Annotated in this window: 12 protein-coding genes; 8 read left to right on the top strand and 4 right to left on the bottom strand. The window is 73.4% G+C overall.

The annotated features are described in order from the left end of the window. The first annotated feature begins 58 nt into the window (after positions 1-58). The 3 genes from ACRAKJ_RS40645 to ACRAKJ_RS40635 all read left to right on the top strand — a co-directional run bounded on the left by ACRAKJ_RS40645 (position 59) and on the right by ACRAKJ_RS40635 (position 2,140). Positions 59-868, top strand: a complete 810-nt coding sequence (locus tag ACRAKJ_RS40645; protein WP_447008830.1) for an ESX secretion-associated protein EspG — start codon at positions 59-61, stop codon at positions 866-868. Between the two features lie 538 nt (positions 869-1,406). Next, positions 1,407-1,784 (top strand): sterol carrier family protein, encoded by a 378-nt coding sequence (locus ACRAKJ_RS40640; protein ID WP_438926654.1) that lies wholly within the window; start codon positions 1,407-1,409, stop codon positions 1,782-1,784. A 14-nt stretch (positions 1,785-1,798) separates the two neighbouring features. After that, the gene (locus tag ACRAKJ_RS40635) at positions 1,799-2,140 is read left to right on the top strand and encodes a hypothetical protein (protein WP_438926653.1); all 342 of its coding nucleotides are present in this window, start codon (positions 1,799-1,801) and stop codon (positions 2,138-2,140) included. 42 nt (positions 2,141-2,182) lie between these two features. On the opposite strand, the gene ACRAKJ_RS40630 is transcribed toward ACRAKJ_RS40635, so the two are convergent. Together ACRAKJ_RS40630 and ACRAKJ_RS40625 are read right to left on the bottom strand one after the other, a co-directional pair. Further along, a complete protein-coding gene (locus ACRAKJ_RS40630; RefSeq protein WP_438926652.1) occupies positions 2,183-4,165 on the bottom strand; it encodes an alpha/beta hydrolase in 1,983 nt (660 codons plus the stop codon). Further along, positions 4,162-4,467 (bottom strand): hypothetical protein, encoded by a 306-nt coding sequence (locus ACRAKJ_RS40625; RefSeq protein ID WP_438926651.1) that lies wholly within the window; start codon positions 4,465-4,467, stop codon positions 4,162-4,164. Before ACRAKJ_RS40625 ends, ACRAKJ_RS40630 begins: the two co-directional genes overlap by 4 nt. Positions 4,468-4,648: 181 nt before the next feature. On the opposite strand from ACRAKJ_RS40625, the gene ACRAKJ_RS40620 reads away from it, so the two are divergent. From ACRAKJ_RS40620 to arfB, 5 genes are all read left to right on the top strand, one after another. After that, positions 4,649-4,921 carry a hypothetical protein gene (locus ACRAKJ_RS40620; protein ID WP_438926650.1) on the top strand — a complete coding sequence of 91 codons (273 nt, stop codon included), beginning with the start codon at positions 4,649-4,651 and terminating at the stop codon, positions 4,919-4,921. Positions 4,922-5,142: 221 nt separating this feature from the next. After that, complete coding sequence (locus ACRAKJ_RS40615) at positions 5,143-5,874, top strand: maleylpyruvate isomerase N-terminal domain-containing protein (protein WP_438926649.1); 732 nt, start codon at positions 5,143-5,145, stop codon at positions 5,872-5,874. Positions 5,875-5,977: 103 nt separating this feature from the next. After that, complete coding sequence (gene purF / locus ACRAKJ_RS40610; protein ID WP_438926648.1) at positions 5,978-7,510, top strand: amidophosphoribosyltransferase; 1,533 nt, start codon at positions 5,978-5,980, stop codon at positions 7,508-7,510. Between the two features lie 70 nt (positions 7,511-7,580). Beyond that, entirely contained in the window at positions 7,581-8,663 is a 1,083-nt protein-coding gene (gene purM, locus ACRAKJ_RS40605; RefSeq protein WP_438926647.1) for a phosphoribosylformylglycinamidine cyclo-ligase, read from the top strand. A gap of 417 nt (positions 8,664-9,080) precedes the next feature. Then, entirely contained in the window at positions 9,081-9,512 is a 432-nt protein-coding gene (arfB, locus tag ACRAKJ_RS40600) for an alternative ribosome rescue aminoacyl-tRNA hydrolase ArfB (RefSeq protein WP_438923930.1), read from the top strand. A 38-nt stretch (positions 9,513-9,550) separates the two neighbouring features. On the opposite strand, the gene ACRAKJ_RS40595 is transcribed toward arfB, so the two are convergent. Next, the gene (locus tag ACRAKJ_RS40595; protein ID WP_438923929.1) at positions 9,551-10,219 is read right to left on the bottom strand and encodes a response regulator; all 669 of its coding nucleotides are present in this window, start codon (positions 10,217-10,219) and stop codon (positions 9,551-9,553) included. Next, the gene (locus ACRAKJ_RS40590) at positions 10,216-11,811 is read right to left on the bottom strand and encodes an ATP-binding protein (RefSeq protein WP_438923928.1); all 1,596 of its coding nucleotides are present in this window, start codon (positions 11,809-11,811) and stop codon (positions 10,216-10,218) included. The genes ACRAKJ_RS40595 and ACRAKJ_RS40590 overlap by 4 nt, the downstream gene beginning before the upstream one ends. Between the last annotated feature and the right edge of the window lie 122 nt (positions 11,812-11,933).

Raw genomic sequence — 11,933 nt, 5'->3', positions numbered from 1 at the left:
GGCCCGCGCTGTCGACGACGGCGCGGGCCCGTGCCCGGTTTCGAGGACGGGGGTCGCGGTGACGTTTTTCGGGGGCCCGGCGGAGCGGGAGCCGATCACGCTCTCCGCCGAGGAGTTCGACGTGCTCTGGGAACGCCTGGACCTGGGGCAGATGCCGCTGGTCGTCAAGGTGCCGTCGCCGGGGAAGACGCACGCCGAGCGCGCCGACCTGGAGCGGCGCGCGTGGGACGGCATCGGCGCGCGGGGCCTGGGCGGTCCGCGCGGCCTCGCCCCGGAGCTCGACCACCTGCTGCGGCTGCTGTCCCGCCCCGAGCGCGAGGTGGACGGCCGGGTGTGGATCGGCCGGAGCGTGCGCGTGCTGGCCGCGGCCAACGGCGACCACGGCGTGCTGGCCACGCTGACCGACTCGCGGCTCACGCTGCGGCACGCGGCGGGGTCCGGCCTGGCGGGCGCCGTGCTGGGCGTGCTGCCCGCGCACCCCGCCGGCACCGGCCACTCGGTGACCATGCCGAGCGCCGACCTCGAAACGGCCGTGAAGAAGTCCGACGGGTCGCCCAGGTCGCTGGAGAACTCGCTGCGCGAGCACGGCGTGCGCCAGGAGGACGCGACGACGCTGGTCAAGATGTTCACCGGCCTGGTGCACACCGGGAACTTCGGCGCGGCGGCCCGTGACAAGTACGGCAAGCGCTGCCGCCCCGACCGCGTGGTGGCGTTCTTCGACACGGAGGACGGCCGGTACCTCCAGCAGCGCCGTGCGTCGAACGGCACCGAGCCGTGGTCGACCTTCACCCCCACCGACTCCCGCCGGCTCGTGCACCAGGTGGAGGAACTGCTCGGCGAGGCGGTGCGGGCCGCGAAGCAGCCCTGACCCCCGATACCGCCGGCACTGCCGGTCCTTCGCGCCGCCAGTGCTTCCAGTTCCCCGCGCCGGTCCCCGCGCCTCCGGTCCCTCGCGCCGCCAGTGCTTCCAGTTCCCCGCGCCTCCGGTTCCCGCGCCTCCGGTCGCCGGGCATCCGGTCCTTCGCACCTCCGGTCGCCGGGCATCCCTGAAACCTCCGGTCGCCCGGCACCCCGCCCTTCCGGCACCCCCTCCGGTCCTCGACCCCAGTACTCCGCCGCCCCAGCCGTTCCGCCGTTTTTTGCCGCCCGGCTGTCCCGCCGCCTCGCCGCTTCCGGCGCCCCGCCCTCGCCTCCAGCCGCCGCCCTCCAGCCGCCGCCCTCCAGCCGCCGCCCTCCGCTCCCGGCCTCCGGTCACCACCAGCCGTCTCCGACCGCTCATGCGGCTCACCCGGACCAAAGCAGGTCGCCGTGAGGATTGTTGAACAATCTGATTGTGGGGCAAGTGACCCCGCAGACCTCGTCAGGCATCGCGCGACCTGCGCCGACACCGCCGCTAACCTGGGCGGGTGCCGTCCAAGCCCGCAGACCCCCACGAGGTGCGCGCCGCGGTGGAAGCCGTGCTGCCCTGGCTGACCGGCGACGCCGACCAACCGCCCCGCCCGGTGCTGGCCGCCGCCGTGCGCCTCAGCCTGCGGACCCTGGAGCAGGTCGCCCCCGGCCGCAGCGTGGAGGTGCGCGTCCCCCCGTTCGCCGCCGTGCAGTGCGTGGAAGGCCCCAGGCACACCCGCGGCACCCCGCCGAACGTGATCGAGACCGACCCCCGCACCTGGCTGGAACTCGCCGTCGGCCACCGGACCTGGTCGGACGCCCTCGACGGGGCGAAGGTCACCGCCTCCGGCAGCCGAGCGGACCTCTCGAACCTCCTCCCGCTGCTGCGCTTCTGACTAAGCTCGACCGGGTGAAGGCGCTGAAGGCGTGTGCCGCCGTCCTCGCGGTGGGAGCGGCCCTGGTCGGGTGCGGCAGCGAGTGGTCCGGCGAGGTCAGGTTCAAGGTCGTCGAGGTCTCACCCCGCACGGACCTCACCGGCACCGAGACCGTCGGCAGCCGCTTCCGCCTGGAACTCGACCAGGAGAAGCCGGACTCCGTCGCGGGGTTCTCCCACGCGTCGGTCACCGACGAGCAAGTCCCCGAGGGAACCGCGGTCGGCGACGCGCTGGTGTGCCAGGTGCGGCAGTCGGACGACAACAGCCTCGACGACGTCGGCCTCAAGACCGACACCGGTCCCTGCCGCGCCGCCTAGAACCGCGCCCAGAACCGCGACCCGCCCAGAACCGCGACCCGCCTAGAACCACGACCCGACGGTCTTGTCCCACACGTCGCCGACGCCCTCGACCGCGTCGCGCCCGAACTCGACCACGTCGCCGACCCCGCCCACCACGACGTCCAGGCCGTCGCTGACGATCTCCTTGCCGGTGTTGAGCAACCCGGTGCCCGCGTCGGACCAGTTCCCGTTCCACGCGTCGCGCCCGGCGTTGTAGAGCCCCGTCCCGGCGTCGCCGACCAGGTCCGCCGCGCCCGCGACCGTGCCGCTGACCACGTCCACGACCGGCCCGACCACCGGCAGGTTCGACCCCGGCAGCGACGGCCCCAGCGGGTCGTCGTACCACTTCTGCGCGGTCACCGAGCCGCCGTCGCCGGTCGCGATGCGCGCCAGGTTCTGCACCGACTCGGTGCCCTCGTCGTAGTAGGCCGAGTGCGCGTGGCCGATCATCGACGAGTCGGTCGTGCCGAACACCGTCGCGCCGAACCGGTCGTCGTACGGGCCGATCGACGACCCGTCCTCGGTGAACCAGCTGTTGCTGGTGCCCTGGACCACCGGGTCGTGCTCGGTCGCGCCCACGTAGACGTGCCCGGGTCCCACCGAGAGCTGGTCGACGTTCGACGCGCCCACGCCCGGCGACCCGATGAACGCGATGTCGTCGGCGGCCAGGCCGTTCATGCCCGCGTAGCCGACCGTCGTGGAGCCGTAGGAGTGACCGATCACGGTCAGGTGCTGGCGGTTGCCCGCGGCCTCGGCGGCGGCCCGGTACCCGTTCACGTCGGCGACCAGGTTCGCGCCGCCCTCGCGGGCCTGCGCCGGGTTGTCGACCTCGCCGATCGCCCAGCCCGGCGCGTCGTAGCCCAGCCACTGGATGGTGGCGTTGCCGTTCGGCCCCATCTGCTCGCGCAGGTTCGCCGCCTGGTCCAGGCCGAAGCTGCCCATGTCCGACCCGGTGCCGGGGACGCAGACCGCCAGGTTGGCGGCGGTGTCCGGGTCGCCGAACGCGACCGCGATGCCGCCGTCGCCGCGCGGGCCGTACGGGTCGTAGGCGAGGACGCGCACGTCGCCCTCCTGCCAGCCCTTCTGGTGCGCGAGCTCCCTGGCCTGCTCGACGCTGGCGGACGCCTTCTGCGCGTTCTCGGCCTTGGTCGACGCCTCCTGCCACTGGTCGCGCAGCGAGGCGTACTGCGGGTCGTTGAGCAGCCGCGCCACGTCGCCGGAGTCGTCCGGGTCGAGGCCGAGTTCGCGCGCCCGGTCCCGCATCTGCGCGTCGAGCTGGTCGCGCTGCGCCCCGAACCGCTGCACGTCGTCCTGGATGCGGGCGAGGTTCGCCTCGTTCAGGACGCCCGACGGCAGGCCGCGGAGCTGTCCCAGCTCCTGGAACCTGGTGCGCAGCAGCTCGTCCTGCTGCTCCTTGGTCAGCGACTTCCACCACGCCGCGACCTGCTTCGGGTCGGTCCCGGGACCCGGCACGGCGGCGGTGGTGCGCATGGCCGTCACGGCGGACGCCCAGCCCGCGTCCCGGCCCGCCGTCTCCTCGAACCCGGGGCGGACCCTGGTGAGGGCGTCGGCGTAGCTGCGCAGGACCCGCTCGTAGCCGTTCTTGACGTTGGTGAGCTGCTCGTTGACCCGGTTGGCGAGGTCGCGGGTCTGCGCCTCGTCCAGGGCGGGCGAGCGGCCGCGCCAGAAGTCGATCAGCTGGTCGGCGCTGCCGCGCATCTGGCCGTACGCGCGCGACGCGGCCTGCACGATGTCCGACCCGGCGGCCAGGCGCTCGCCCGCGACCGCCGCCGACTTCGAGGACAGCTCGGCCCGCGCGCGGAACCTGTCGGCGGAGGAGCCCTGCCACGTCGCGGTCGCCGTGGAGCCGCCCGCCGCCACGGAGTCGCCCGCCCGGCCGACGGCGCTGCGCGCGCCCGTGATCGGGTCGGCCGCCGCGGCGACGCGCCCGGCGTCACCGGTCGCCAGCCGGCCGTACAGGACCTCGGGATCGGTGTAGCTCACGCCATGCCCCCCTCGATGCCGCGGAACGAGGCGGTCGAGTCGTCGTCCGCGCGCTGGTAGGAGTCGGCGTTCTCGGTGAGGCCGTCGCCCGCGTCGCGGTACCAGGCGCTGCCCCGGCGCAGGTCGTCGGACTGCTCGCCGGCCCACCTGGCCAGCGCGTCCACGAACTCGGCCGCCGCGGGCACCTGGCCCAGCGCGTCCGCCTCCAGCCTGAGCATGGAGATCAGCTCGGCGCCGTCCCCCGTCGCGTCCGCGCCCTCGTGGAACTGCTTGGACGCCGCGCGCAACGTCTCTGGTTGCACACCGAACACGGTTACCCGCCCTTCGTGCCGCCGGCCGCTGGAGGTGCGACGCACGGTCATCCTCCCCGGTTCCCACGCGGCACGGGGCCGGGTGGGTGAATCCGGAACCCTCCCGTCTCCCCCTCCCGAATCACTCGATCGTGATCTTGCTCATCTCGAACAGCCGTTCGACCATGGACGCATGACCAAGAACCCCCGTTCCCGCCCCGCACACCGCTTCCAGTACCGCACCGACCCGCGCGCCTGGCTGGCGCACGCCCTTGACGTGCTGATCCAGCCATCGGGAGGCCGCCACCGGGCTCCGTCGCGCTCGGTCCTGCTCTGTCGGGCGTTGCGGGCGTGCATCACCCGTCTGGCCTCATCGGTGCTCCCGGGCCGGCCCTACCCGTTGAGGCCGCCCGCGCACCGGCTGGCCATCGCGTGGCGGGGAGGGGTGCACGTGCGGGCGGGCTAGCCACTACGTGGGCCCGCACCGCTCTCCTCTTCACCCGCTCTCGCGTCCTCGCGTCCTCCTGTCTTCCCGCCCGCCCGCCCGTCCCGTAGTCCCGTAGTCCCGTCGTCGTGGACGCGTCGTCATCGATGTGCGGCTTCGGGCGCGCCCGGTCCGGGCGGTGCGGCACGATGTGGCCCACCGACGACAGCGGTGAACGGCGGAGAGTGGCGGGGAGGCCGGACGTGCCAGGAGGTTGGACCACCCAGCGGTGGACCGAGGTGTTCACCGAGCAGGCGGCGATGTTCCGCGCGGCGGTCGGGAAGGCCGACCCCGCCGCCGCGGTGCCGAGCTGCCCCGGCTGGACGTTCACCGAGCTGACCCTGCACGTGGGGCGGTTCTTGGAGACGTCGCTGGAGTACCTGCGCACCGGGAGCACCGTGCAGCTCAAGCTGCCACCGCCGCCCGCCGGCGTGGCCCCGCTCGACTACCTGGACGCCCAGCTGGCGAAGGCGGCCGAGCTGCTGCCGGCGACCCCGGGCAACCGGGCCGCCTGGACGTTCTCGCCCGCCGCACCCGACCTGGCGTGGGTGTGGCACCGGCGGATCGCGCACGAGATGGACCTCCGCCGCTGGGACGCGCAGGCCGCGCTGCGCGAACTGGTGACGGGCGACGCGGACTTCGCGGTGGACGGCATCGACGAGGCGCTGACCACCCTGCTGGCCGCGAAGCACTCGACCGACGTGCCGCCGAGCGCCGCGGGCACCGCCCTGGTGCAGCTCACCGACGTGCCCGAGGCGTGGGTGGTGACGTTCACACCCGGGTTGGTGCCGGAGGTGCGCGCGGCGTGGCCGGGGGAGCGGACCGACCTCCAGGTCACCGGTGAGGCGCAGCTCGTGCACTACGGGCTGTGGGGTCGGCTGCCCGTCAAGCGCACCGGAGAGGAGCAGGTGTGGTTCGCCCTGAAGATGGAGTGAGGGTGCGTTTCATCACGTAGTCGGCCTCCTGCCGGCCCTGGATGCGCCTCCGTTCGCCGTACACTCGGTCGTGCAGCCCGACCTCGTCGCTAGGGAGCACTCGGTGGTCACCGACCAGTCCGCAACCGGCCGCACCGACCACGATTCACAGGAAGAGCGCGAACCCCGCGAGGAATGCGGTGTGTTCGGCGTCTGGGCTCCTGGCGAAGAGGTCGCGAAGATGACCTACTACGGCCTGTACGCCCTCCAGCACCGCGGCCAGGAGGCGGCGGGCATGTCGGTCGGCGACGGCAGCCAGGTGGTGGTCTTCAAGGACCTCGGCCTGGTCAGCCAGGTGTTCGACGAGCAGGTGCTGTCCAGCCTGCGCGGCCACGTCGCCGTCGGCCACTGCCGCTACTCCACCACGGGCTCCACCACGTGGGAGAACGCGCAGCCGACGTTCCGCACCACCGCCACCGGCTCCGGCCTGTCGCTCGGCCACAACGGCAACCTGGTCAACACCGCCGAACTGCTGGTCAAGGCCCGCGAGGCCGGTGTCGACACCGGCCACGGCGCGACCACCGACTCCGACCTCGTGTGCGGCCTGCTCGCCGCCCACGCCGCCGACATCGGCATCGAGCAGGCGGCCCTGGAGCTGCTGCCGACGCTGCGCGGCGCGTTCTGCCTCACGTTCTCCGACGAGTCGACGCTGTACGCGGCCCGCGACCCGCAGGGCGTGCGCCCGCTGGTGCTCGGCAGGCTGGAGCGCGGCTGGGTCGTGGCGAGCGAGACGGCCGCGCTGGACATCGTGGGCGCGTCGTTCGTCCGCGAGGTCGAGCCGGGCGAGCTGATCGCGATCGACGAGAACGGCCTGCGGTCCAGCCGGTTCGCCAACCCCGAACCCAAGGGCTGCATCTTCGAGTACGTCTACCTGGCCCGCCCGGACACCACCATCGCCGGCCGCTCCGTCCACGCCACGCGCGTCGAGATCGGCCGCCGGCTCGCGGTGGAGCACCCGGTGGAGGCCGACCTGGTCATCCCGGTGCCCGAGTCCGGCACCCCCGCCGCGATCGGCTACGCCCAGGCCAGCGGCATCCCGTACGGCTCGGGCCTGGTGAAGAACGCCTACGTCGGCCGCACGTTCATCCAGCCGTCGCAGACGATCCGCCAGCTCGGCATCCGGCTGAAGCTCAACCCGCTGCGCGACGTGATCCGCGGCAAGCGCCTGGTCGTCGTGGACGACTCGATCGTGCGCGGCAACACGCAGCGCGCCCTGGTCCGCATGCTCCGCGAGGCCGGTGCGGTCGAGGTGCACGTGCGGATCGCGTCGCCGCCGGTGAAGTGGCCGTGCTTCTACGGCATCGACTTCGCCTCGCGCGCCGAGCTGATCGCCAACGGCCTCGACAACGACGGCATCCGCCGGTCGGTCGGCGCGGACAGCCTCGGCTACGTGTCGCTGGAGCAGCTGATCGCCGCCAGCGAGCAGCCGAAGACCCGCCTGTGCACGGCGTGTTTCGACGGCGACTACCCGATTCCGCTGCCCGACGACGCGCTGATCGGCAAGCACCTGCTGGAGGGCATCCGCGGTGTCTCGGGCTCGGCCGCTCCCGTCCTGACGAACGGGTACGGTGCCGAGGACGCCCTGCGCCGACCCTGACCGGGCCGGAACGGGCCGACGACCAGCCCTCGACCCGACCGCGGGGCCGCGACGCCGGCACCGCGACACCATGGAGCACAGAGAAGTGACGGACAGCGCCAAGGCGACCTACGCCGCAGCTGGGGTAAGCATCGAAGCCGGCGACGAGGCGGTGGAGAAGCTCAAGCCGTGGGCGGCGAAGGCGCAGCGTCCCGAAGTGCTCGGCGGCATCGGCGGCTTCGCGGGCCTCTTCCAGCTCAAGCTCGACCGCTGGAAGGAGCCGGTGCTCGCGTCCTCCACCGACGGCGTCGGCACGAAGATCGCCGTCGCGCAGGCGCTGGACAAGCACAACACGATCGGCATCGACCTGGTCGCGATGGTCGTGGACGACCTCGTGGTCTGCGGCGCCGAACCGCTGTTCATGCAGGACTACATCGCCATCGGCCGGGTCGTGCCGGACAAGGTCGCGGCCCTGGTCGAGGGCATCGCGGCGGGCTGCGTGCAGGCCGGGTGCGCCCTGCTGGGCGGCGAGACCGCCGAGCACCCGGGCCTGATGGGCGCGAACGACTACGACATCTCCGGCACGGGCGTCGGCGTGGTCGAGGCGTCGGCCATGCTCGGCCCGGACCGCGTGCGCGCCGGTGACGTCGTGATCGCCATGGGCTCGTCCGGTCTCCACTCGAACGGGTACTCCCTGGCGCGGCACGTGCTGCTGGAGATCGCCCGGATGCCGCTGGAGGGGCACGTCGAGGAGTTCGGCCGCACGCTCGGCGAGGAGCTGCTGGAGCCGACCCGCATCTACGCCAAGGACTGCCTGGCCCTGGTCGCCGAGACCGAGGTCCGCACGTTCTCCCACGTCACCGGCGGTGGCCTGGCCGCGAACCTGGCCCGCGTCCTGCCGGAGGGCCTGCGCGCCCAGCTCAACCGCAACACCTGGACGCCGGCCCCGGTCTTCGCCCTCATCGCCCAGCGCGGCCGCGTCGAGCGCGCGGAGATGGAGAAGACCTTCAACATGGGCATCGGCATGGTGGCGGTCGTCGCCCCCGAGGACGTGGACCGCGCGCTGGCCGTCCTCACGGCCCGCCACGTGCCCGCCTGGGTCCTGGGCGACGTGGTCCGCGCCGAAGGTGACGAGCCGCGAGCCACCCTGGTAGGCGACCACCCCCGCTTCTGACTACCTTCCCGAACCCCTCCAACCTGCGGAAACAGCGCCTCGGACCTCACGATCGGGTGAACATGGGCCCGAACATGTACGAAAACGCCGTTACCGCCATCGGTTGAAGTGAGAACGGAACGCCGCCAACCCACCCCCGTGCCGAGACGCCCCCGAACCCCCTCCCCGTACCAAGCGGCGACGGAGGAGGGGGCCGCGGCGGACCAGGACGACGAGCCCGGCGAACACGCCGACACCCGCCCGCCGACGCCCACACGGCCGGCCGTGTGGGCGTCGGCCGCGCGGAACCCGTGCGCTGGCTGTGCGGAAGCCCTCATGCCCGCCGCGCGGCGACCGCACCGCGCTGCTGGGCCTCGACGGGGGCCGGGGCCGGTAAACCCGGCGACCGTACCCCGGTTGATCTTCTAACCTGGACGCATGGCTGAGGACCTGGTCGTGACGCGGACGCTGGTGGTGCCGGCGACCGAGTTGAGCGAGCGGTTCTCGCGCTCGTCCGGTCCCGGCGGCCAGGGCGTCAACACGGCGGACAGCCGGGTCGAGCTGTCGTTCGACCTGGCGTCCTCGCCCTCGGTGCCCGGCTGGCTGAAGAACCGGATGCTCGGCCGGCTGGAGAAACGGCTGGTGGACGGCGTGCTGACGGTCGTCGCCAGCGAGCACCGGGCCCAGTTGCAGAACCGCGTGGCGGCACGGGAGCGGCTCGCGCGAATCCTGCGCGACGCCGCCGCCGCGCCGCCCCCGGTGCGCCGGGCGACCAAGCCGACCAGGGGCTCGCAGGAGCGCCGGATCGCGGAGAAGAAGCGCCGGGCGCAGACCAAGCAGGGGCGGGGTCGCGGCGGCAACTGGGACTAGCGACCGCAGCGGCGATGAGAACCGGTGTCGGGAACCGGTCAGACCCGCCACACGTACAGGCGTTCCGGCCGTCCCGTCCCGCCGTACTTCAGCTTCACCTCGGCCCGGCCGGCGTTCACGAAGTGCTCCAGGTACCGCCGCGCCGACACCCGCGCCAGCTCGGTGGCCTCGGCGCACTCCGACGCCGACACGCCCTCCGGCCGCGCCCGCAGCACCCGCTCCACCAGCGCCGCGGTCTGCGCCGACAGCCCCTTGGGCAGCACGGGCGCGCTGGGCGGCCTACCGCCGAACACCTGGTCCACGTCGGCCTGCCCCGCCGACGACAGCTGCTCCAACCGCCGGTCGAGGGCGGCGAAGTGGGCCAGCTGGTCGCGCAGCGCCGCGTACTCGAACGGCTTGATCAGGTAGTGCAGCACCCCGCCGCGCATGGCGGTGCGCACGGTCTCCACGTCGGTCGCCGCGGTGATCACGATGACGTCGACGTCGTCGGCCGGTCCGCGCAGCTCGCGCAGCACGCTCAGCCCGTCGACGTCGGGCAGGTACACGTCGAGCAGCACGAGGTCGGGGCGCAGTTCGCGCACGAGCCGCAGCGCGTCGGCGCCGGTGTGGGCGACGCCGACGACCTCGAAGCCGGGTGTCCGCGACACGTACCCGCTGTGCACCTTGGCGACCATGAAGTCGTCGTCGACGACGAGCACCCTGATCACGCGACCACCTCCGGCACGGCGGGCAGTCGGGCGGTGAACGCGGCGCCGTCCACCCGCACGGACCCGCCCCGCCGCAGGCACGTCTGCCGGGTGAGCGCGAGCCCGAGCCCGCGCTCGCCCTGCTCGGCGGCCTTGGTGGTGAACCCGTGCCGGAACACTTCCTCGGCGAGTTCCGGCGCTACGCCCGGCCCGGAGTCGCGCACGACGACCAGCACCCCGCCGTCCGGCACCCCGTCGCCCGGCACCCCGTCGTCCGGCACGCCGTCCGAGGACCTGACCAGCACCTCGATCCACCCGTCGCCGCCGGACAGGGCGTCGAGGGCGTTGTCGACGAGGTTGCCGATGACGGTGACGAGGTCGGTGGACAGCTCCTCGTCGACCGGTCCGAGTGAACTCGACGGGTCCATCCGCAGGCCGACGCCGCGTTCGGCGGCGAGGCTGGACTTGGCGACGAGCAGCGCGGCGACGGCGGGGTCGGCGACGGCCGCCGCGACCTCGGCCCGCCACGCGCCCTGGGCGTGGCTGAGCCGGCTGATGAACCCGCGCACCTCCTCGTACTCGCCCAGCTCGACCAGGCCGGCGATGGTGTGGAGGCGGTTGCTGAACTCGTGGGCCTGGGCGCGGAGGGTGTCGGTGGCGTGGCGGGTGGCGTCCAGCTCGTCGCGGAGGGTCATCAGCTCGGTGCGGTCGCGCAGGGTGACGACGGCGCCGTGCGCGTCGAGCGGCACGTGGTTGAGGGTCAGCACGCGGCCGCCGGTGAGGGCGAGCTGGTCGACGCCGGTGGCGCGGCCGGTGAGCACGTCGCGCAGCCGCTCGTCGAGGTCGAGGGACGCCACGGAGCGCCCCACGGCGTCCCGGGGCAGCGCGAGCAGCGTCCGCGCGTGGTCGTTGACCAGCGTGATCCGGTGCTGCGGGTCGAGCGCGACGACGCCCTCCTTGATGCCGTGCAGCAGTGCCTCCCGGTACTCGACGAGCGCGGTGATCTCGTGCGGCTCCAGGCCGAGCGTCTGGTTCTTCACGCGCCGGGCGAGGAGCAGCGACCCGGTGACGCCGATGACCAGCGCCACGCCCAGCAGCCGCAGGGCGTTGTCGGGTGAGTCCAGCACACCCTCCCAGAAACCCGGTGCCCGCTGCCCGGCGGCGACCAGGCCGACGACCGCGCCGTCGTCGCCGATGACGGGCACGGTGGCGGTGGTCGCGCCGCCGAGTTCGCCGACCCACGACCGGCCGCGCGGGGCGGTGCTGTCGCCGATGTCCAGGAGCGTGCCCACCTGGCCGGGGTCGGGGGAGGTCAGGACCTCGCGCGCCGGGTCGGTGATGATCACGTAGCTGGCGCCGGACAGGCTGCGGGCGCTTTCCGCGAACGGGGCGAGCACCTGGTGGGTGCGCCGTTCGGGGTCGACCAGGGAGGCCCGCACGCCGGCGGTCGCGGCCACGTCCTCGGCGACGGAGAGCATCCGGCGTCCCTCGGTCGTGCGGAAGTTGGCCCCCGCCTGGACGACGGACAGCACGCCGACCGCGCACAACAGCGCCACGACCACCACCAGTTGCCACGCGAGCAGCTGGCGGGCGAGCGAACCCCGACCTCCCACCAGCACCTCCTACCACGGATCGCGCTCGCGCAGGAGCGGCCGGGGAGCGACCACAAAGACCACAAGAACCCTTAGGCGCGCAAGCGGGACTTCCCTGTTTACACGAGTGCAACATGTCCAAC

It is taken from the genome of Saccharothrix sp. DSM 118769, from assembly GCF_052936295.1.
Note: the sequence above shows the minus strand (reverse complement) of the source record. Positions and strands in the feature narration are given on the sequence as shown.

Bases quoted from the DNA above. Each gene is read 5' to 3' on its own strand.
- ACRAKJ_RS40620 (WP_438926650.1), top strand. From the start codon at position 4,649: ATGACCAAGAACCCCCGTTCCCGCCCCGCACACCGCTTCCAGTACCGC.
- purM (WP_438926647.1), top strand. From the start codon at position 7,581: ATGGAGCACAGAGAAGTGACGGACAGCGCCAAGGCGACCTACGCCGCA.
- arfB (WP_438923930.1), top strand. From the start codon at position 9,081: ATGGCTGAGGACCTGGTCGTGACGCGGACGCTGGTGGTGCCGGCGACC.